Source organism: Parafilimonas terrae (assembly GCF_900115755.1).
GTDB classification, from domain to species: domain Bacteria; phylum Bacteroidota; class Bacteroidia; order Chitinophagales; family Chitinophagaceae; genus Parafilimonas; species Parafilimonas terrae.
Window position 1 is genome coordinate 51,309 of record NZ_FOXQ01000005.1, and the last position, 21,316, is coordinate 72,624.

Here is a 21,316-nt window from a genome sequence, read left to right on the forward strand (position 1 = left end):
AGATGAATTAATGCAACTTATCCCATGCTTAATCTTACCTGCTTTATTGCATGGGTGGTAATGAGACTGGTGAAACTAATATTCAAACAACTTTCAGAAATTTCAAAAAAATTCTTTATTAAAAACCACTGCGATAGGCATTAAGATTTGTGATTTGCAGCACTTTGCATTTATAATTTGTCTATCTTGGTGGGTAATTAAATTACCTGCATGACGGAACAATCTATTTTAACCGGCTGTTTAAATAACGACCCGGTTGCACAGCGGGAGTTGTATAACCGGTACAGTCCCAAAATGCTTTCGGTTTGTTATCGTTTCGCACAAAAACGGGAAGATGCTGAAGACATGCTGCAGGAAGGCTTTATAAGAGTGTTTACACAAATAAAGTCTTTCCGCAATTCTGGTTCTTTTGAAGGATGGATAAGAAGAATAATAGTTCATACCTGCATCAACTTTTTGAAAAAGCATAAGAAGTTCAATGAAAGCCTCGATCTTGCTTATGTTACAGATGTGCAGGTGAAAGAAGAAACTGTTCCTTCTTTAATGATGGTGCGCCAGGTGGTTGAATGCATAAGGCTGTTGCCAATTGGTTACAGAACTGTTTTAAACCTATATGCAATTGAGGGTTACAGTCATAAAGAAATTGCACAGATGCTGGATATAGAAGAAAGCACAAGCCGCAGCCAATGCACCAGGGCCAAAACAATGCTGGAAACAATTCTTATTAAAAAGAAAATTATTGAAAAGCCTGCTGAAACATATTCTCTAACCGCAGCTTTTAAGTAGTACTGAACATTATAAAAGGAGCAATGCACGACTCTAACGATAGGGACGATTTTGAAGAATACCTTAAAGATCAGGTAAGCAGCCACAGGATGTATCCTTCTGACCGTGTTTGGCAAAACATACGTGGCAAAGTGCATACACCAAAAAAATGGCCGGCGCTTTCTGTTTTTACCGTATTGATTATTTCAGGGCTTTTAATAGGCACGCTTCTTAATAAGCCGGCTCCTGATGCCATAACACCAAACTTTGCATTTTCATTGCAAAGCCCACAGGATGAAATAAGCAAAGCAAATGATCAGGCAAAAGACAACACTCAACTCGCCAATAACTATGCAGTAGAACAGCTTACTGCCCGCTCTATAAACACCGTTGCAGAAAAAATAAGGATTGATAATGCCATTGCTTTGCAATTAGCTGCAATTGAAGATCAGATAAAAATAACAGGAACCAATATTACAGTTGCCAATATTCAACATGCTAATGCTTACTCAACGCCTGAAACTTCGGGAAGCGTAAAGCCAGTAATTATTGCTGAAAGGAACAGCGTTGCAACAAACGCCGGCACAAACGAAACTTCGCCTTCATTTACATTCAGGAATATTGACAATTACTTTTTCAATGTTACTTCAAGGTTAAGGGGCATACTAAATTCAGACCCTTTGCCTGCTTCTACAGGCGGTGCTGCATTCTTTCTGTCCGGCAAAAATGATTTTAATTATGATTATCTTGACCTAAGGGTTTTGCCGGAGCATAAGGACCTGCTGCCTTCTTTAAAAGATCTTGGCAAAGGCTCATCAAAATTCGATTTCAGGTTTTATATAGCGCCTGCTGTAAGCTACCGCAGAATTAAAGAAAACAGGGAGCCCGTTAAGCAAAGTTCAAGCGCCTCTTTACAGTCTGACCTTCGCATTGATCCTTCAATTGCTATTAACCATAGTCCCGCGCTTGGTTACGAAACAGGGTTAGGCCTTGGCTATAAGCTGAACAATAAATTTACACTCACAGGAGGCTTTCAGTTTAATATAAGCCAGTATAAGATAAACGCATTTTCTTACAAAGATGAGCCTGCAGCCGTTGTATTGGACGAAGGCGCATATTCAAGTACGGTTAACACAGTATCCAGTTTAAGAAGTGTTTCAGGCACCAGGCCGCTTACTATTAAAAACCGTTATTTTCAATTATCAATGCCTGTAGGTATAGAATGGAATATTTTAAACCGTGGCAGGTTTACCTGGGGTTTAGGAACTGCTATTCAGCCAACTTATACATTCGACAAACAACCTCTTATCATTTCTTCAAATTATAAAAATTATACTGACGGGTCTGCCTATGTGCGCAACTGGAATGTAAATGCCAATCTTGAAACATTCCTGGGTTATACTACCGGAAGTTATCGCTGGCAGATTGGCCCTCAGTTACGTTATCAAATGCTGCCTTCCCTTGTGGACAAATATCCTAACAAGGAATACCTGCTCAACTATGGTGTGAAGATCGGCGTTGTAAAACAACTTAAATAAGTTCCGGAAAACGCTGTCAAACTTCCTGTTATTTTCAACTGCATTCAAGCCTTAACAATGCCTGTAGCATTATTCTTTATTCGGTGAATTACTTTTGCAAACTATGGATGCAAAAGCATTTCAGGCAATTTCATCATCGCTTCCCAATAAGCCGGGTATTTATAAATACTTCGACAACGATAATGAATTGCTATATGTGGGAAAAGCAAAAAATATAAGAAAAAGGGTAAGCTCTTATTTCACTAAAACATTTACCAGCTATAAAACGCATGAACTTGTTAACCGCATTCACCGCATAGAATTTACAATTGTTCATTCTGAACAGGATGCATTCCTGCTGGAGAATTCGCTGATAAAAGAATTTCAGCCAAGGTTTAATATCAATTTAAAAGATGATAAATCTTATCCGTATATCATTATAAAAAAAGAACCTTTTCCACGCATCTTTCTTACAAGAAAAAGGATAAACGACGGCTCTGAATATTTAGGGCCCTTTACTTCAGCAGGCAAGGTAAGAGAACTTATAAACTTTATACGGCAATACATTCCGCTGCGTACCTGCAAGCTTAATCTTACCCAACAAAATATAGAAAGAAAAAAATTTAAGGTTTGTCTTGAATATCATTTAGGCAATTGTAAAGGGCCTTGCGAGGGATTGCAGTCGCAGGAAGATTATACCGAAGGCCTTATGCAGGTGCGCCAGTTACTTAAGGGAAATATGGCGCCTGTAATTTCAAAATATAAAATCATCATGAATGAATATTCGGCTAACCTTGATTTTGAAAAAGCCGAAATGATCCGTAAAAAAATTGACCATCTTGAAAAATACCAGGCACGTTCCGTTGTGGTAAGCAGGCATTTAACCAATGTGGATGTCTTCAGTATAGTTAAAGAAGCAGATGTTGCATTTGTAAATTATTTGATGGTTCAAAACGGAACAATCATTCAAACACATACCGTAGAATTGCAGGCAAGGCTTGAAGAAACTGAAAGCGATATACTGGTTTTTGCCATTGCACAGTTAAGGGAAAATTTCAACAGTACAGCTGCAGAGATAGTAGTTCCATTTGCGATTGATTATCCCGGAGAAGATACCATTATAACAGTGCCAAAAGGCGGAGATAAACTTAAGTTGGTAGAACTGTCGCAAACGAATGTGCAATATTTCAGGCAGGAATTAAGAAGGCAAAAGACATTGCACCTTGAACAAAATAATGAAGCGCAGCATAAAGTTTTGCTGGAGCTTCAGCAAAGCCTTGGTTTAAAAGAATTGCCTGCACATATTGAATGCTTTGATAATTCCAACTTCCAGGGAAGTTATCCTGTATCTGCAATGGTTTGTTTTAAAAACGGGTTACCAAGCAAAAAGGATTACAGGCATTTTAATGTGAAAACAGTAAAGGGCATTAATGATTTTGCTACCATGAAAGAAGTTGTTTTCAGAAGATATAGGCGTTTAATAAATGAAGAGCAGCCATTGCCGCAACTGGTGATTATTGATGGCGGCAAAGGGCAGTTAAGCGCTGCAATGGAAAGCATTCATGAATTAAACCTGGAAGGAAAACTCACTGTTGTTGGGCTTGCAAAAAATGAGGAAGAGATTTTCTTTCCCGGCGATACAGAATCTATAAAACTTTCATGGAACAGCGAAGGCCTTAACCTTATAAGAAGAATACGCGACGAAGTGCATCGTTTTGGCATTACATTTCATCGCAATAAACGTTCAAAAGGAACTTTTAAAAATGAATTGGAAAATATTGAAGGCATTGGTGAAAAAACAGCAACATTGCTCCTGCAGCAATTTAAATCGGTAAAGAAAATAAAAGAAGCATCGTTTGATGAATTGCAAAGTGCCGTAGGCAAATCGAAAGCTGAAATTATTAAGGCTTATTTTAATTAAAGGGGGCCGGATGAAAATCCGGCCCCGTTTTAAAATCCAATATCCTATGAAAAACCGTTACAAATGTATGTAACAACTTTCTCTTTTATCAATTTTTTTTATAATAAGTTTAATTTTATTTTATTAATAGCTCCACAGCGACTGCTCATAGTTAAATATCTTATCCTTAATCTTATCGCCCTGCAGTAATCTGAACAAAGTATTGTTTGGATATACAGCAGATAAAGGCAGGTTATAAGGATTATCAATAGTAGATTGAACAATATAACTGGTGAACAGCCTGCTTTCAAACAGTTCTTCCCACGTCATGCCGGCACTCATGTTTTTTGCATTATATACATTATACTTGGCAAGTATCGGCCTGAGGTCGGGATAGTAAACCCACCAAACCGGCCTGTCGCTGTTGGCAATTACATCACCGGTTGATAACTTGTAGGGAATTACCGGTGCAATTCCAATAATTCTTACATAAAGCTTGCTGCTTTCCTTATCAAACACCCATTCTTCTTTCAGGCGGAATTTATAAATAGAATCCGGGTCTGTTGCCTTTGCACGCACCTGGTAGCCTTTAACGTTACCATCATCATCATAAACTTTTACCGTATCAGAACCGCCGCCAAAAGCATTAATGGCATCATCGGCTGTAATAGGTGTTGTAAACCTGTCGTCATCTGCACTAAATGCAGTTACAGTGCCGTCTTTTATAGCTTTTAAAAGAATAGAAATAAAGCGTTGGCTGCCATTATCTTCAACACCCGCATACCGGAATGTCTGGTTCATTTTTTCCCTTGCATCAATTTCCCGCCAAACCCTCACTACATAAACAGCATCATCTTCCCTTATATTCTCATAAGGAAGTGGTATTCTTTCCCTGATAAGGTTTTTTTCAAAAATGCCATCAGTACGTAAAGACATTTTTGTGCTGTCCAATAACCCGTTATTGCTGCTTTGTATAACCTCCATAGGCAATGTAGTATCAATACCAACACCGGCATTGTTATCAGGACTGCCATAATTAGAGGGAGTTTGATTATTCCCGTTTATACTGGTATCCGGATCAGAATTATTCTGCTGAGTTGCCTGCTGCTCCGGCGCGCCATAATTGTTCCTGCGTTGAACAGGCCTTTGTGCATCGGCATAATTAGCCGCACAAAGCGCAAAGGCCAACAACAATATAACTGCAATACGCTTCATAATATCTTAATTAATATAAGTTAAACACAATTGGCGGCAATATTCTTGTTCCACCTGGACCGGCAGCAGCAATGTTATCAATCGTAACAGTAGAACCCGGCCTGCACTTCTCAATCAAGTCTTGTATGGGAGAAAAGCTTGCACCTTTTACATCCCTGAACTGTAACTGCGGGAACCCTGCCCCGGTTAAAACAATTGTATAACCTGTAACATTAAATTTTACTCCTTCAAATATAAAGTTCTCTAAATCTGCACGAACGCCAGGCTGCGCTTTAAAATCATTTACACGCATACGTCCGCCTTTATTTATTCCCACTTTACCGATTGGATCGGGAACATCTTTCACCTTAAATTCAAAGCTGCTTGCCTTTCCGTCTGCATTAACGGTTATAACTGCGGGCGTTCCAGCTTTTCCGGGACGAACAATATATTTTCCAGCACCTGTTTTTGTCAGGGTTCCATTGCTCATGCTCACATGTACCTTTTCATCACCAACACTCCCGCCACTTATAGTAACTGGATTATCCAGGTCTCTATAAAATACTTTCACTGCATCTGCACTTACACTAGCACCTGTTGGAGAACCCACCGTAATAGGTACATCATAAGTTGCCTGCTCCTGTTTGCCTGTAGCCTGGTTAAAATAAGAAATCACAACATGCTTTGTGTAAGAACCCGCGCTACCTGCAGTGAACTTATATTCGGCTACACCATTTGCATTTAATGAGGCAGTAGCCCCATCAATCGTTACTTTAGGCTGAGTTTCAGGGCTATTATTATAAGCACCAATGCCAGCGGTAATGGTTATTTCCTGGCCAGGCATGGCATAACTTGAGCTTTGCCCAACCAGCGGCTGATAAGTATTGAACACCTGTTTTACAGCGCCAACCTGCTGGTAAAAATAATCCACCATCATGGCTTCGCTGTTCTTAACATCATTCTCAAATTTGCTGAGGATGGTTACGGCGGCTACTGCCGGTGTCATATAAAAATAAGAGGCAGACCAGTCTTTCTGATTAGCCTTATTATTTGTTTTGAAGATAGTGGTATCAATAGGTAATGATGCCTCAAACCTCTTCCTTGCCACGGGGTCTGTGATCATTCCCAATAGTTCAGACCTTAATTTTCCCAGCTCAATATGTAATGAATCGCCGGCCTTTCCCGGGTCAGTCATTACCCTTGTAGCAGCCTCCAGGTCATCTTCTTTAAAAGTACTGTCTTCCGGGTTCCATTCTGCTGCATGTAATACCCTGTCTTTCAATCCCCTTATATAATTTATTACGCTCTCGGACCTTGTTTGTGCCTGTTGTGCCAGAGGAAACCATTCATTTGCACGGGTTTTTGTACTCTCATCTTTTAAAGCCTCATTAAATGCTGCAAAAATGTTTTTATTTTTTTGTTCTATAGTTGCACTTGCTGCCGTTAAGCTATGGTCAACTGTTTTAAAAGCATTCAAAATCTCAGCCGATACATTTAGCGCCAGCAATGCTGTAAGCACTATGTACATCAGGTTGATCATTTTTTGCCGTGGCTCTTTAGGTAATGCCATAAAAAATCAGTATCTGTAATTTGTTTAAAGTTGAAATTATTATGCCTTTGCACCCTGCATTGCGCTAATCATATTGCCATATATCTGGTTTAACCTGCCAAGGTTATTTGCCAGCGTTGCAATTTGCTCTTTGGCTTTTATTGCATCCGTAGCTGTTGTATTCATGGCATTGGAGGCTTCATTCAGCTTTCCGTAAAACTGGTTAAGCGCTTTAAGATGATTATTGCTTTCCTGTAATTCCAACTCATAAATAGTATTTAAAGAAGATAAGTTCTTCGTTAAAACCTGGATTTGTTCATGAAACACTTTAGCGCCCTCAGAAGCATTGTTGAATGAGTTAGCTGAATTGGCCATGCCGGAATATGCGCTTTTAACGGCATCGAGCGCCTGCGCTGCTTCTTTTGTTTTTTGGGTATAATCGCCGGTGGCTTTTACCACGTCGCTTATTTCACCCATTTTTTCAACGGTGGTGCCCAATTTCTGAAAACCGGCGCTCAGCTTGCCCAGGTTTGCAGGCGTAATATCTGCTTCTTCAAGCATTTTTTCCATCGTTTTTAATGCGGGGTTTCCCTGTGGCACCGCGGCCGCAGCGCCAGCCAGCTTTACCTGGTGATCGTCTATAGCCGGATAATACATATATAATATGCCATATACCAGGAATACCGCAGCTTCAGTGCCCAAACCCAGTTTCAGGAAGAAATCTGCTGATGCGGTATGTAATAATTTTTGTAATGCACCCCATATAACAACTGCTGCTGCTATGGATACAAAGATGTCAACGACTCTGCTAACTTTTGGAGGAATTGCGGCTGCCATAACTTTATTTTTTATTGAAGGGTTTTACCTTTTTATATGATATTGAATTTTTACTATTTCCTGTATTGTGCCGGAAGATCGATAACACACCTGAACCCTATATAAGATTTGGTGGTATCCTGATATTCATACTGCCGGGTGCTGGTTTGAAGATAAAAACCAACATCCTTCCAGCTTCCGCCCCTTATTACCTTGCGTTTCATGCTTGGAGGATCTGTATCCAGCGCATTCCACTGAACATCCGGGTTCATGTCGTGCTGAAAATTATACGAACCTTCATAAAACAAAGAGTTTGTCCACTCAGAAACATTACCGGCCATATTATATAAGCCAAAATCGTTTGGCCAGTAGCTATCTGCCCTAACTGTATAAAAACCACCATCTTCAGGATAATTGCCGCGGCCAGGTTTAAAATTGGCCAGCAAACACCCTTTCTTATTTCTCAAATAATAATTACCCCATGGAAACATAGATTGTGTGCGGCCGCCTCTTGCTGCATATTCCCACTCTGCTTCTGACGGCAGGCGGAAATCGCTTTCCGGCGCTTTTTTATGACCTTCCAGATAACTGTTGAGATAATGGGTGCGCCAGTGGCAAAAAGCATTTGCCTGTTTCCAGTTTACGCCTACTACCGGATATTCGCCGTAAGAAGGGTGGGCGAAATATCTTTTGGTCATCGGTTCATTATAGGAATAAGAGAAATCCCTCATCCAGCATAATGTATCGGGGTAAATTTTTTGATTATAGCGATAGATGAAATCTTTACGCGGACGGCCTGCATTTTCCCTTTTTGCCGCTTCTTTTAAATTAAAACCCTGAACATTGTAAACAATCATATCAGGGTCTATATCCATTTTACCATATAACCTGTTATCAGGAGTGAGAATAAGATCGTTCAGTTTTTCGAGGGTTCCCTTATCGCCCCATTTAATGGAGGCGGCTCTTTTCCAGTCAATTGCAGTATCGCCGCCTGTTCCCGTTTTCATAAATCCTAAGCGAACGGCTGCAAGCGAATCCCTTACCCAGTAAACAAACTGGCGATATTCATTATTGGTAATTTCTGTTTTATCCATCCAAAACCCGCTGATAGAAACTTGTTTATTGCGTGCAGTGAAGTTATAATTCACATCTTCATCGCTGGGCCCCATGTGAAATGTACCCGGCGGAATATAAGACATGCCAAGCGGCCGCGTCATACTGCTTCTTGCAGCAGGCGCCACACCATGCAACTGACCATCACCAGCGATTGATTTCGACTTTCCCGATTTATTACAACTAACCACAGCTGTTGATAAAGCAGCAAGAAGTAATATTACAAAGCTTTGGTTTTTCATCCGTTTTCCTTGTTTCTGGCAAATTTTTGAATATGATTATCAATTGCAGATGTTAAAATTATTTTTATCCGGCTCTGCATAAGAAATATCAACGCTTAATAACACAAATTATTTTGTTGGTTGAAACTTTTTGTTATAAATCTTTAATTAATTGATTCTTAAATTCCTCAAAGCTGCCTGCAGGTTGAAGACAGTTATAATCTTCACAAATATATATTTTAGTTTGATTTGGTAAAATTACTTTTCCCTTAAGCAAAGGCCATTCTTCGTCCGGCTGGCCGGCACCCTGTATAACCTTTAAAGGAATGTGCTCCCTCAAAATTTTCTTTACCAAAGTAGTATAACCTTCCGCCATTACCACAATTTCTTTCAAACCATATACTAATAAAAGCATATTTAAATTCCATCTGGCGAAAGAAACCGGGTATTTCCCGGCGAAGTTGCCTATATACAGAATCATATCTTCCGACCGTTTCCTCCATTCGGGCAAATCAAAATAAACGGAAAGTTTGAGCAGATTTTCAGCCATCAATGCGTTGCCGGAAGGTGTGGCGCCATCATATAACTCAATCTTTCGAAGCAGCACATCTTTTTGGTTAACAGGAGTAAAATAAAAAAAGCGGTTATCCCTGTCGCTGAAAAGCTCAATGCATTTTTCACATAAAGTTTTGGCTTTCAATAAATAATCATTATTTGCGGTTACCTGTGCCAGCAAGATATATGCTTTTATGAGTGCGGCATAATCATCTGCAAAAGCAGGTTGCGGGTTGGCCGTTTTATTCCAGCTATGCAATAAGACGCTATCGCTTGAATGAAACAGGTATTTCTCAATAAAAGCAATATTATTTTGGGCGAGATTTAAATAGGCCTCATTGCCGAATGCAGCGTAAGCTTTGCATAAAGCAGTCAACATCAACGCATTCCACGATAGCAGCACTTTATTATCCAACCCCGGCTTTACACGTTTTTGCCTTGCCTTTAATAAAGTTCCTTTCGCATTTTCAAGTAGAAATGCAAGTTTCTCTTTATTTATTCCCAGGGAAGCTGCTACTGCTTCCGGGGTTTCAGGTTGCCACAAAATATTGGCGTCTTCCCAATTACCTGTTTCTGAAATATTAAATACCTGGCAAAATATTTCACTGTCTTCCCCCAGAAGTTCATCAATTTCCTGTTTGTTCCACACATAATATTTTCCTTCAACGCCTTCGCTGTCTGCATCAAGTGCACTGTAAAATCCACCTTCAGGATCAGTTAATTCAGTTTCAACAAAACCGATTGTTTCGGCTACAACTTTTGCGTAGGCATTATTTTTTGTGACTTGATAAGCTTCTGTATAAACATCAATCAGCAAAGCATTGTCGTACAGCATTTTTTCAAAATGCGGAATTTGCCAGCGCCTGTCGGTACTATACCGGCAAAAACCCCCGCCAAGATGATCGTAAATGCCGCCCATCATCATTTTATCAAGGGATAATAGCGCTGTTTTTAATGACCGCTCATTCCCGGAAAAGAAATAATCACGGAGCAAAAACAATATAGAAAATGTTTGCGGGAATTTTGGCGCCTGCCCAAAACCGCCCCATTCCCCATCTGCAACTTTTATAAGGTTCTCTGCAATTGCATTTGTTGTTGTTTTACCTATTGGAGGAGCTGCATTATTTAAATCCAGGCTATTGGCTTTCTGCAAATGCTGTGTAAGCGTTTCTGCCTGTTTGGTTATATCACCGCTTCTTTCATTATAAGCCTTGGAAATGGCCAACAAAACCTGCTGCCAGCTATTGCGGTTCATCATTGGTTTTGGAGGAAAATAGGTTCCGCCATAAAATGGCATCAGGCCTGGTGTTAAAAAAACATTTAGCGGCCATCCGCCACTGCCTGTAAGCGCCTGTACGGCATCCATATAAATATGATCAATATCCGGCCTTTCTTCCCTGTCTATCTTAATATTAATAAAGTTCTCGTTCATTATCTGCGCGGTTGCTTCATCCTCAAAACTTTCGCGTTCCATAACATGGCACCAATGGCAGGCAGAATAACCAATGCTAACCAATACCGGCTTATTTTCTTCCTTTGCTTTTTTAAGCGCTTCTTCACCCCAGGCATACCAGTTTACAGGATTGTGCGCATGCTGCAGCAGATAAGGGCTTGTTTCGTTTATAAGATTATTGGTGTATTTATGCTGAGTCATGTTGAATCCGTTTCTTCTAAAAATAAAAAATCCCGCTTTAACGGGATCTTTTAAAGCTTTATAGAGTTCTTACTTCTTTTTTGATTTGGAAGAAAGATAATTATCCAATGCAGAAATCATGCTTGGAGTTTGTGGCGCCGGAGCTTTAATCTCAACCTCCAAACCCGCCGCTTCGCCGGCTTTAACAGTGTTGTTTCCAAAGGCACCTATTAAAGTTCCGTTTTGTATAAACTTTGGATAGTTATCAAAAAGGCTGCGAATACCGCTTGGCGTAAAAAAACAGATAATATCAAAACTATTAGAGTCCATCACCACACGAACATCGTTGCTCACGGAGCGGTACATGAATGCAAGCTGAAAATCGCAGTTATTATTTTTCAACCAGCCTACAATTTCATTGTCCTGCTGATTTTCACTGCACACATATAAAAATTTCTCGTTCTCTTTATGTTTATTAATTACATCAAACATGCTTTTATTGGTACCATCGGTGCCATAAAAAACCTTGCGTTTGCGGTAAAGAATAAATTTCTGAAGATAGAGTGCCACAGCCTCAGTAATGCAGAAATATTTATTGTCCTGGCTAATAGAAACCTTCATTTCATCACACATCCTGAAAAAATGATCTATAGCATTGCGGCTTGTAAATATTATTGCTGAATATACATTTATATCAATCTTCTGCTTACGAAACTCCCTTGCTGAAATAGCTTCAAGTTTTATAAATGGATGGAAAGTTAACTTAACTGAATACTTGCGTTCTAATTCAAAGTAGGGAGATTTTTCGCTCTCGGGCTTTGGCTGAGTAATTAAAACTTGTACGGATCCTTTACCAGTAGATTTCTTTTCACCGTTTTTAATCATGCGTAGTGCTCGATTTATATAATAATTTATCTAATGCTGGTTTGCTGAAATAAAACCTTGTAAATGACAAGCAACGGTATTATTTCCACAGCGCAAAGGTAAACAAAAAAGTGAAACGCGGTTACACTAAGGTTTTTGCGGATGCGGGCTAATGAAACAATATATCTTACTGCCAGCGAAAAAACTACCAGGCATAACACTATTGTTATGGCTATGCTTTTTATTCCGTCGCTTGAATAAGCTATTAAAAACAAAAGCGGTATAACCAGTATGCCAAGCAGTTTGTTTACAAGAAAAACAACAAACCTGTATTCTGTGGCCGCTTCCTTTGCATTAAATACCCAGCCTGTGAAACTTATAACAAGATATTTTACGCTGTATGCCAATAATAAAATGCCTGTAGAATAAACAAATAATTCCCAAAAAGGCAGTGATGACCATTTTTCAGACCCGGCATATAAAGTAATAAAAATGCCACCGCATAAAGCAAACAATATGTTCAGCATAAAGGCAGGAAAAAAGTTTTGCGCCATTTGCTCCCGTGTTTGTGTTTGCCTGAAAGTTGCCTGGAAAGACAATGTAAAAATGCTGTCGAAATATTTGGGAAATGCAGCTTTTATAAGTGAAAGAAAGAACAGGATAAAAATGAGGATATAAAAAATTTCATCAGAGTTAGTAGCAGCTTTCTCTATGCCGGGCATTAACTTAATTTTTTTGGCTGGGGCTGAATCTTTTTTTGCAGCAGCTATTGCAGCCAGCCTTATCGAATCATGTTTAAGCGAATCTCTTTGCAGCGAATCGCGCTGTAATGAATCTGCACTATTTGGTTTAATTATTAATACACGCGTTGAATCTTTAACTGAATCAATTTTCTTAACAGAAGCTTTCGTACCAGAATCTTTAAGCGTTGCAGCATTCTTTTTTATTTGGTTCGTTTGAACAGTATCAGCCGCTTTCTTTCGGATACTTGTATCATTCAGCTTTTTCTGAATACCTGTATCATTCTTTTTTTTGCGAATGCCCGTATCCGTTAGTTTGCCGGGAATAATGGTGTCATGCAATGTTCTGCGAGCATTGGTGTCATTAATTTTTTTACGGCTTCCTGTATCCTGTGCCAACAGGAAAACAGGCAGCATCAAAAAAAATAATATTGCTGATAAATGTTTCAAAAGAATGCGCAAAAGTAATTTACCCAAACAAACAAGCATGCACATTTATACATTCATCGCCTAAATTTTTATTAAACTATTTTTGCAGCGGGCATTTATCCTAAACAACTTTATTAAAACACAATGGCAGGCATTTATATTCATATCCCTTTTTGCAGAAAAGCCTGTCACTATTGCAATTTTCATTTCTCTGTTTCGCAAAAGCTGCTGCCGCAAATGATAAATGCAATTGCCCATGAAATAATATTAAGGCATGAATACCTGAAAGAAAAAATTGAAACAATTTATTTCGGTGGCGGAACGCCATCGCTGCTGCAGCCGGATGATATTAATTTATTAATGGATAAAATGTTTTCAATTTTTGATGTTGAGCCTGATGCAGAAATTACACTGGAAGCAAATCCTGATGATATAACTGCACATAAATTATTAGCATGGAAAAGCGCGGGTATAAACCGGCTGAGCATTGGCACACAAAGTTTTTTAGAAGCCGACCTGCAATGGATGAACCGCGCCCATAATGCACAGCAGGCTTATGAAAGCCTTAAGCTTGCCATGCAAAATGGGTTTACAAATATTTCAACAGATTTTATTTACGGCACACCTGATTTAACCAATGAACAATGGCTGCAAAACCTTGAAACAGCGCAGGAATTAAACATTCCGCATCTTTCCTGCTATGCACTTACAGTTGAGCCAAATACGGCACTAAAAAAAATGATTGATTTGCAGAAAAAGAAAGATGTTGATGCAGAAAAGCAAAGCATTCAATTTGAATTATTGATGCAATGGGCCGCAAATAAAGGATATGAGCATTATGAAATTTCAAATTTTGCAAAACCTGGTTTCAAAAGCAGGCACAATAGCAGTTACTGGCAGGGAAAACACTACCTTGGTTTAGGGCCTTCGGCACATTCCTTTAATGGCAATACAAGACAATGGAACATTTCCAACAACGCATTATATATTGAAAGCATTAATAAAAATATCGTGCCGTTTGAAAAAGAAGAGCTTTCATCAACCCAAAAAATTAATGAATATTTAATGACGGCGTTAAGAACAAATGAAGGCATTGTATTGCCTCATCTTGAATTGTTATCAGATAAAGAAATTACAGCCGGTATTATTAAAGATGCACAAAGGTTTATCCGGCAACATTTGCTGGAAAGAAAAAACGATGCGTTAATACTTACATCAAAAGGAAAGTTGTTTGCAGATGGCATTGCAGCAGGCCTGTTCAGGTAAACATTTTATTTCAACCTGTATATAAGCCTTCCGTCAATAAAATCAGCCACCTGCTTATGTGCCAAAAGATTTATACCTATTGACCACCTGTTTTTTATGTTATACGTTAATCCCCAGCGATGATAAATTGTGTGATACAAATCGCGGTATGTTGTGTTGTAAACTTTTGTTTGCTTATGAATATAAAAGCCAAGCTCCTGGCTAAATGTAAACCTGTTCAATAAAAACCTGTGGCCAATTAATAAACCTGCAAAGGTGTTAGAAGAAGTATCGCCAACAACATATTCTTTTGTACTGCGCAAACCATCATCATAATAAATTTCTGCACCGGCAGTTAGCGCATCAATATTGCTTATTTGCTTTATGGCTGTAACAGATGTTCCTATTAAAAAATTTCTTGCAGCAGACGTATCTCTTTTATACCCGCTTTTGGGTGAATAAAATACGGCTGCTTCAAAATGCATGGGCTGATGGCGCCACGAAGTATCACTTGCATGTTTGTACACAGGCAGCCGGGTGGAATAAGCATAATACTGCAACCCGATGGATGCATTGATATAGTTTACACCAGCATTCGGTTCTTTAAATCCTGCATTCGAAGCATGAAAAAAACCACCCATTCCATATAAAGCAAAATGTTTACTGACAGGATAAGAAAGGCCAAGGTTTAACTGGAGATAGCTGTTAATATGCGTGCTGTAACTATGATTGAAAGGGTTTTTAATTTCATCATAAGGATTGGTAAAATAAGCCAGCCCGCCGCTTGCACGCAGCAATAATTTTAAACTATTGCCAACACGAAAATTTGGTTCAACAAAATAAGATAAGGCATAAGCCTGTCCTAAGAAATTACGGTTATAATTTGTGTAAGTAAAGCTGAAGCCGGTACGCGGATAAGAATTGTACCTGTTCTTTATAATACTATCAGTATGTAAATGCGAATACTCCAGTTCAAAACCATAAGGATTCACACCTTTTACATTTTCTACATGAACACTGTGGGCAAACATAAACCCAAAATGATAGCGGGCCGCTAACACAACCTGCTTTAAACTATCAGTATTATATCTCTTTTGTGCATTGGTATTTATGAATGCAGCAAGCAAAAAAAACAGCAACAGTTTTCGTAGAAGCATAGGCGAGTAGCTTCAAATGTAAAAAACAATTAAAGTTTTTGCAACAGTTCAAGGAATAAATGCATCCCTTTTAATTTTTCTTCTGAAACTTTATAAGAAATATTCTGCGTGTAATACGTATGCATATCATAGAAATCACAGGAAACATTCTGCAATACAGCATCAATGTTATTAATGCCTTCTGCATTTTTTTCATTAAATAATTTAAGAAAATCTGCAGGCAATTCCTTATTAGCTATCCAGGCTGCAAACACAAACGGCAAACCTGTCATGGCTATCCATTCGCCGGAAAGATCATAAATAAATTTTGATTTCTTTCTTTGCTTCAATGCCCGGTCGCCAATTAAAACGCCTGCCGTTGTACCTTTAATGTCTTCTGAAAAATCTTTTTGCGCATCTTCCATCACAATATTTTTTTTCCAGTGATTTTTCAGCAATACTTTAAAAAGGTTAACTGAAGTTCTGCTTTGATAGTCGAGCAAAACTTTTTCAACCTTATCTATTTCCACATCACTGAACAAACAAACGGAAGCCACATTGCCTTCCGCGCCAATACAATAATCTGAAACAATATGATATTCTTTTAACTGTGGTATTATTGCTACTGGCACAAGGCCCACATCAATGTCGCCATCAACCAATTGTCTTGCTATTTTGGAAGGATACTCTTTTATGAGTTCAATTTGCTGCATTAACCCGGCTGAATGTTCTACTCCAAATAATAAAGGTTTTGTATTAAGATAACTTACTGCCCCAACTTTAATCTTCTTCAATTGTTTAAATTAATTTTGCGTGCAAAAATAAACAGTCGGCAGCCGATAGTCAACAGTCAATAGTTAAAAAAGATGCTGTTGATATTGGCCATTGACGATGGACTGACAAATTATGGAACTTAATAATCTTACTGCCATTTCCCCGGTTGATGGCCGCTATCGCAAGCAGGTTGCACAACTTGATGAATATTTTTCAGAGTATGCTTTAATTAAATACCGCGTGCTTATTGAAATACGTTATTTTATTTTTCTGTCTGAAAAAAAGTTTTTTAAGCTCGATGCAAAGACGAAACAAAAACTGAATGCCATTGCAGAAAACTTTAGCCTGGGTGATGCTGAACAAATAAAACAAATTGAGGCAGTTACCAATCATGATGTGAAAGCCGTTGAATATTTTCTGAAACAGGAAATGGAGAAAACAGGCATTGCTGCTGAAAAGGAATGGGTGCATTTCGGGCTCACTTCACAGGACATTAATAATACAGCTATACCGCTAAGTTGGAAAAACTGTTTGGAACAGGAATATCTGCCTGCTGTTATCAATCTCCAGAAAAAAATAAACACGCTTGCTGAAAGCTGGAAAAACATTCCAATGCTGGCCCACACACACGGGCAGCCTGCATCGCCAACAAAACTCGGAAAAGAGTTTATGGTTTTTGTTGAACGTTTGCAAAACCAGGTGCAACTATTATCCGAAATTCCGGTTGCAGCAAAATTCGGCGGAGCCACCGGCAATTTTAATGCACATAAAATTGCATTTCCAAAAACTGACTGGTTAAAATTTGGCAATGAATTTATAGAAAGCCTCGGCATGCAGCGCCTTCAACACACCACACAAATTGAACATTACGATTATTTCGCAGCTTATTTTGATGGCATAAAACGCATTAATAATATTCTGATTGATTTATGCCGCGATATGTGGATGTATATAAGCATGGAATATTTTAAACAGAAGGTAAAGAAGAATGAAGTAGGCTCATCGGCCATGCCGCATAAAGTAAACCCGATTGATTTTGAAAATGCAGAAGGAAACCTGGGAATGGCCAATGCTATATTTGAACATTTTGCTGCAAAGCTGCCTGTAAGCCGTTTGCAAAGAGACCTCACTGATTCTACTGTTTTAAGAAATCTCGGTGTCCCTGTTGCACACACGCTTATTTCAATACGGTCAATTGAAAAAGGATTGGACAAGCTGCTGCTGAATGAACAAAAACTGAATGACGACCTTGAAGACAACTGGGCGGTTGTGGCCGAAGCTATTCAAACCATTTTAAGAAGGGAAAATTATCCAAACCCTTACGAGGCGCTGAAAGCGTTAACACGCGGTAATGCGGCGATTAATAAAACATCTATTCATAAATTTATTGACGGGCTTAAAATAAACGCTTCAATAAAAAAAGAACTGAAAAAAATTACGCCGCAAAACTATACAGGCATATAGCTTTTTGCCAATGCCTGTATTAAACAAACGCCTCCTGGCTTATTGCTTTGGTAAGCTTTAATCCTTCTTTTAAAACCTCCGGCCTTTTTAAAGATTCGATGGCTTCATTTGCCAGGCTGTTCAAAAGCTGCTTTTCTGCCTGCTTGTTTTGTTGTATAAGCCTCCTGGTTACTACAATCCGCAACAAAGTAGAAAGTTCCACTTTATGTTGCATCTGGTTTCTTTTTCTGTAAGTCATAATAGTATTTTTATAGGTTATTAATTGCAGCGCAAAATTGAAAATTATTGCAATGGGTAAAAAGCTCATTAAGGTAAAATGCAATTATTAAGCAACGAGGTGCTGAAAATTGAGTTTAAATTGAAAAGAGGAATATACCGGATTTGGATAATTATTAAAAGCTTATAAATATGTATAGAGGTAATTGCTGTGCAAATAATTTTTACTATTAGGTTTTAGCATTTATTTTTGCGGAAAATTAAATCTGATGGCTGAGCATAAATCTTCTGCAAACTATTGGCTTCGTTTTGTTGGCTGGTTAGTAGTTTTAGCTTTGTTTATTATTTTCTATCCCCAGTTATTGTGGATGTCTTTCCCGGGCATTGTCACCAATTTTGTGCTCGCACTTGGTTTAATGGATCTATAATTTATCCCATTAAATCAAGCAGTTCCTGCAATTCTCCATCGGTTTTTACCAATACATCCCTGGCTTTGCTGCCAAGGTTAGGCCCTACCACACCTGCCTGCTCCAGTTGGTCCATCAATCTTCCTGCGCGGTTGTAGCCTAATTTCATCCTGCGTTGTATAAGCGAAGTGCTTCCCATCTGGTTTTGAACAATCAGGCGTGCTGCATCTTCAAACAAGGGGTCACGATCACTTAGATCAAAATCTTTCCCATCCATCTCTTTTTCATCAGTATATTCCGGTAACTGGAATGCCTGCGGATAAGCTTGCTGTTCGCCAATAAATTCGCATACTTTTTCAACTTCAGGTGTATCAACAAAAGCACATTGTAAGCGCGTAAGTTCACCGTTATAACTAATCAGCATATCACCTTTGCCAATTAATTGTTCTGCGCCACCTGTATCAAGAATAGTGCGGCTGTCAATTTTAGATGAAACTTTAAACGCAATACGCGCAGGAAAATTAGCTTTAATAGTGCCTGTAATAATATTCACTGAAGGCCGTTGTGTAGCAATGATCAAATGAATGCCCACGGCACGGGCCAACTGCGCCAAACGTGCAATCGGCATTTCAATTTCCTTGCCTGCCGTCATAATTAAATCTGCAAATTCGTCAATTACCAATACAATAAATGGTAAAAATTCATGCCCCTTTTTCGGGTTGAGTTTACGATTTACAAATTTTTCGTTGTACTCTTTAATGTTGCGGCAACTGGCTTCTTTCAATAAATCATAACGGATATCCATTAATGTTGCCAATGCATTTAAAGTATGCACCACTTTTTTTGTATCCGTAATAATAGGCTCTTCTTCGCCTGGAAGCTTGGCAAGAAAATGCCGTTCAATAACCCGGTACAAACTCAACTCTACTTTCTTCGGATCAACCAAAATAAACTTTAGCTGCGATGGATGTTTTTTATACAGCAGGGAAACAAGCAGCGTATTTATACCAACCGATTTACCTTGCCCTGTTGCACCGGCCATTAATAAATGCGGCATGGCAGCAAGGTCAACAATAAAGTTTTCGTTATCAATTTTTTTACCAAGAGCAATGGGCAGTGAATAATTATTGTTTTTAAATTTTTCACTGTTCAGCAAAGTTTTCATGCTCACAATCGTCTTCTTCAGGTTAGGTACTTCTATACCAACCGTGCCGCGGCCGGGAATAGGGGCAATGATGCGAATGCCTAATGCTGCAAGGCTTAAAGCAATATCATCTTCCAGGTTTTTAATACGGCTGATGCGCACGCCCGGAGCCGGAACAATTTCATATAAAGTAACAGTGGGGCCCACCGTTGCCGCGATGCGCTGTATTAGAATATCATAGTTTTTTAGCGTATCTATAATTTGGTTCTTATTGGCTTCCAGCTCTGCCGGGTCATGTACAATTTTTTCACTGCCATGGGTTTCCAGTAAACTTAATTCCGGGTAATTATAATTGCGTAAATCTAAAGTGGGGTCGTAATTAACGGTTGCTAATTCATCGCTTCTTATTTCCAAAGCATGATCGTCAATCTGGATTTCTTTTGGTTCTTCAACAATTTGTTCATCTTCTCCTTCATCTTCAATAACCTCCTTTATTTCAAGCTCCATTTCAGTTGGCTGCAACGGCTTTTTCTGTTTCTGGTTATCTTTTGCAAGCCTTTCATTTTCCCCTGAATTTTCTATATGAATCAGCGGTGTTTCCATTTCTGTGCCGCTGTTTGTTTCATTTTTCTCTATTAAACCCAGGCCGGTTGATTCTTCGTTTGCTTCGGGCATGATAACAACGATGTTGCCATCTTCATGCACACCAGGCTTATCATTTTTAAGCTTGTTATTGTTGGTTAAAACATCATTTGCTCCGGTAGCATACTTTTCGTTTATTGAAACAGATTCCTCAGGTGTGTAATAAATATCATCATACTCTTCATTGAATATATTTTTATCATCCTGAAAAGAAGTTGCATTTTCAGTTGGTGTTAACTGTTGCTTTAATTTTCTTTCGGGCAACTTAAAACTGGGATTAAACCTCCATATAATATAAGCGAGAAAAACAACAATGAGCAGAGCGGCCGTGCCCACATTGCCAATTAACCGTACAAGCCCATCAACCATCAGGTCGCCGGCGGCGCCGCCCCAGGCAAAATTCCTGCCGAAGAAGAATGAAAATACAACGCTTAAAACAATGAGGCCGGCAATAAGATATCGCAGGTTACGGGCAAGGTTAAAAACCTTCTTTCCAAATAAAAGATTTACGCCTAACACGAAGAAGAAGGTGCAAAATAAAAAGGAAGCGATGCCGAAGCCGTCATTCATAAACAAGTCGGAAGCATAAGCACCAAGCACACCCAGCAGGTTATCTACATGCACATTATCGCGCACAAAAACACTTAATCCTGCTGCCACTTCATCCTGATCCTGTTGCCATGTAAAAAAGTAAGAAAGAAAAGCTATAGTAAGAAATGCACAAATAAGCAGGCTTACTGCGCCGGCTATTTTCGAAGTACGTTCATCTTTTACAACTTCTTTTATTGTTACTTCCTGTTCTTTATCAGGATTCAGTTTTTCAGCGCTGGGCGCTTTACTATTTTTCTTTTTTAACCTGTTAGCCATACCTCAATACAACAACAAATATAACGGAGTTAAATAAAGGGTTATTATTCTTTGAAAGGAGTGTGCGTAATTACCGGCGGTAAAAATAGTTTTCAACAATGAAGCAAATACGGTTTGCAATGGTT

At 38.9% G+C, this 21,316-nt stretch carries 17 protein-coding genes; 6 read left to right on the top strand and 11 right to left on the bottom strand.

The window, feature by feature from the left end:
• The first annotated feature begins 210 nt into the window (after positions 1-210).
• From BM015_RS09640 to uvrC, 3 genes are all read left to right on the top strand, one after another.
• Entirely contained in the window at positions 211-786 is a 576-nt protein-coding gene (locus BM015_RS09640) for an RNA polymerase sigma factor (protein ID WP_090657771.1), read from the top strand.
• Positions 787-809: 23 nt separating this feature from the next.
• Positions 810-2,303, top strand: coding sequence for a porin family protein (locus BM015_RS09645; protein ID WP_090657773.1), 1,494 nt, complete (start codon positions 810-812; stop codon positions 2,301-2,303).
• 103 nt (positions 2,304-2,406) lie between these two features.
• Complete coding sequence (uvrC, locus tag BM015_RS09650; RefSeq protein ID WP_090657775.1) at positions 2,407-4,203, top strand: excinuclease ABC subunit UvrC; 1,797 nt, start codon at positions 2,407-2,409, stop codon at positions 4,201-4,203.
• Positions 4,204-4,326: 123 nt separating this feature from the next.
• Here uvrC and porN read toward each other — a convergent pair whose 3' ends face one another.
• The 7 genes from porN to BM015_RS09685 form a co-directional block, all read right to left on the bottom strand.
• The gene (gene porN / locus BM015_RS09655; RefSeq protein ID WP_090657777.1) at positions 4,327-5,397 is read right to left on the bottom strand and encodes a type IX secretion system ring subunit PorN/GldN; all 1,071 of its coding nucleotides are present in this window, start codon (positions 5,395-5,397) and stop codon (positions 4,327-4,329) included.
• A gap of 10 nt (positions 5,398-5,407) precedes the next feature.
• The gene (porM, locus tag BM015_RS09660) at positions 5,408-6,946 is read right to left on the bottom strand and encodes a type IX secretion system motor protein PorM/GldM (protein WP_245751343.1); all 1,539 of its coding nucleotides are present in this window, start codon (positions 6,944-6,946) and stop codon (positions 5,408-5,410) included.
• A 39-nt stretch (positions 6,947-6,985) separates the two neighbouring features.
• On the bottom strand, positions 6,986-7,762 hold the full coding sequence (porL, locus tag BM015_RS09665; RefSeq protein WP_090657779.1) for a type IX secretion system motor protein PorL/GldL: 777 nt from the start codon (positions 7,760-7,762) through the stop codon (positions 6,986-6,988).
• Positions 7,763-7,815: 53 nt separating this feature from the next.
• Complete coding sequence (gene porK / locus BM015_RS09670) at positions 7,816-9,096, bottom strand: T9SS ring complex lipoprotein PorK/GldK (protein ID WP_090657781.1); 1,281 nt, start codon at positions 9,094-9,096, stop codon at positions 7,816-7,818.
• Between the two features lie 133 nt (positions 9,097-9,229).
• Complete coding sequence (locus BM015_RS09675; protein WP_090657783.1) at positions 9,230-11,284, bottom strand: thioredoxin domain-containing protein; 2,055 nt, start codon at positions 11,282-11,284, stop codon at positions 9,230-9,232.
• A 69-nt stretch (positions 11,285-11,353) separates the two neighbouring features.
• On the bottom strand, positions 11,354-12,148 hold the full coding sequence (locus tag BM015_RS09680) for a uroporphyrinogen-III synthase (RefSeq protein WP_090657785.1): 795 nt from the start codon (positions 12,146-12,148) through the stop codon (positions 11,354-11,356).
• Between the two features lie 26 nt (positions 12,149-12,174).
• On the bottom strand, positions 12,175-13,284 hold the full coding sequence (locus tag BM015_RS09685; RefSeq protein ID WP_177191864.1) for a DUF4271 domain-containing protein: 1,110 nt from the start codon (positions 13,282-13,284) through the stop codon (positions 12,175-12,177).
• A 156-nt stretch (positions 13,285-13,440) separates the two neighbouring features.
• Here BM015_RS09685 and hemW point away from each other — a divergent pair, with 156 nt between their 5' ends.
• Positions 13,441-14,562 carry a radical SAM family heme chaperone HemW gene (gene hemW / locus BM015_RS09690; protein ID WP_090657789.1) on the top strand — a complete coding sequence of 374 codons (1,122 nt, stop codon included), beginning with the start codon at positions 13,441-13,443 and terminating at the stop codon, positions 14,560-14,562.
• 5 nt (positions 14,563-14,567) lie between these two features.
• Here the strand turns inward: hemW and BM015_RS09695 are convergent, their stop codons facing one another.
• Both BM015_RS09695 and BM015_RS09700 read right to left on the bottom strand, forming a co-directional pair.
• Positions 14,568-15,698 (bottom strand): acyloxyacyl hydrolase, encoded by a 1,131-nt coding sequence (locus BM015_RS09695; protein WP_090657791.1) that lies wholly within the window; start codon positions 15,696-15,698, stop codon positions 14,568-14,570.
• A gap of 29 nt (positions 15,699-15,727) precedes the next feature.
• On the bottom strand, positions 15,728-16,471 hold the full coding sequence (locus tag BM015_RS09700) for a menaquinone biosynthetic enzyme MqnA/MqnD family protein (protein ID WP_090657793.1): 744 nt from the start codon (positions 16,469-16,471) through the stop codon (positions 15,728-15,730).
• A gap of 112 nt (positions 16,472-16,583) precedes the next feature.
• Between BM015_RS09700 and purB the strand changes: the two genes are divergently transcribed.
• The gene (gene purB / locus BM015_RS09705) at positions 16,584-17,915 is read left to right on the top strand and encodes an adenylosuccinate lyase (RefSeq protein ID WP_090657795.1); all 1,332 of its coding nucleotides are present in this window, start codon (positions 16,584-16,586) and stop codon (positions 17,913-17,915) included.
• Positions 17,916-17,934: 19 nt separating this feature from the next.
• Here purB and BM015_RS09710 read toward each other — a convergent pair whose 3' ends face one another.
• Positions 17,935-18,153 carry a hypothetical protein gene (locus BM015_RS09710; protein WP_143075813.1) on the bottom strand — a complete coding sequence of 73 codons (219 nt, stop codon included), beginning with the start codon at positions 18,151-18,153 and terminating at the stop codon, positions 17,935-17,937.
• 247 nt (positions 18,154-18,400) lie between these two features.
• Here BM015_RS09710 and BM015_RS21555 point away from each other — a divergent pair, with 247 nt between their 5' ends.
• On the top strand, positions 18,401-18,559 hold the full coding sequence (locus BM015_RS21555; protein ID WP_177191865.1) for a hypothetical protein: 159 nt from the start codon (positions 18,401-18,403) through the stop codon (positions 18,557-18,559).
• Position 18,560: 1 nt separating this feature from the next.
• Here the strand turns inward: BM015_RS21555 and BM015_RS09715 are convergent, their stop codons facing one another.
• Complete coding sequence (locus tag BM015_RS09715; protein ID WP_090657798.1) at positions 18,561-21,191, bottom strand: DNA translocase FtsK; 2,631 nt, start codon at positions 21,189-21,191, stop codon at positions 18,561-18,563.
• Between the last annotated feature and the right edge of the window lie 125 nt (positions 21,192-21,316).

Bases quoted from the DNA above. Each gene is read 5' to 3' on its own strand.
- BM015_RS09640 (WP_090657771.1), top strand. From the start codon at position 211: ATGACGGAACAATCTATTTTAACCGGCTGTTTAAATAACGACCCGGTT.
- BM015_RS09645 (WP_090657773.1), top strand. From the start codon at position 810: ATGCACGACTCTAACGATAGGGACGATTTTGAAGAATACCTTAAAGAT.
- uvrC (WP_090657775.1), top strand. From the start codon at position 2,407: ATGGATGCAAAAGCATTTCAGGCAATTTCATCATCGCTTCCCAATAAG.
- porN (WP_090657777.1), bottom strand. From the start codon at position 5,397: ATGAAGCGTATTGCAGTTATATTGTTGTTGGCCTTTGCGCTTTGTGCG.
- porM (WP_245751343.1), bottom strand. From the start codon at position 6,946: ATGGCATTACCTAAAGAGCCACGGCAAAAAATGATCAACCTGATGTAC.
- porL (WP_090657779.1), bottom strand. From the start codon at position 7,762: ATGGCAGCCGCAATTCCTCCAAAAGTTAGCAGAGTCGTTGACATCTTT.
- porK (WP_090657781.1), bottom strand. From the start codon at position 9,096: ATGAAAAACCAAAGCTTTGTAATATTACTTCTTGCTGCTTTATCAACA.
- BM015_RS09675 (WP_090657783.1), bottom strand. From the start codon at position 11,284: ATGACTCAGCATAAATACACCAATAATCTTATAAACGAAACAAGCCCT.
- BM015_RS09680 (WP_090657785.1), bottom strand. From the start codon at position 12,148: ATGATTAAAAACGGTGAAAAGAAATCTACTGGTAAAGGATCCGTACAA.
- BM015_RS09685 (WP_177191864.1), bottom strand. From the start codon at position 13,284: ATGCTGCCTGTTTTCCTGTTGGCACAGGATACAGGAAGCCGTAAAAAA.
- hemW (WP_090657789.1), top strand. From the start codon at position 13,441: ATGGCAGGCATTTATATTCATATCCCTTTTTGCAGAAAAGCCTGTCAC.
- BM015_RS09695 (WP_090657791.1), bottom strand. From the start codon at position 15,698: ATGCTTCTACGAAAACTGTTGCTGTTTTTTTTGCTTGCTGCATTCATA.
- purB (WP_090657795.1), top strand. From the start codon at position 16,584: ATGGAACTTAATAATCTTACTGCCATTTCCCCGGTTGATGGCCGCTAT.
- BM015_RS09710 (WP_143075813.1), bottom strand. From the start codon at position 18,153: ATGACTTACAGAAAAAGAAACCAGATGCAACATAAAGTGGAACTTTCT.
- BM015_RS21555 (WP_177191865.1), top strand. From the start codon at position 18,401: ATGGCTGAGCATAAATCTTCTGCAAACTATTGGCTTCGTTTTGTTGGC.
- BM015_RS09715 (WP_090657798.1), bottom strand. From the start codon at position 21,191: ATGGCTAACAGGTTAAAAAAGAAAAATAGTAAAGCGCCCAGCGCTGAA.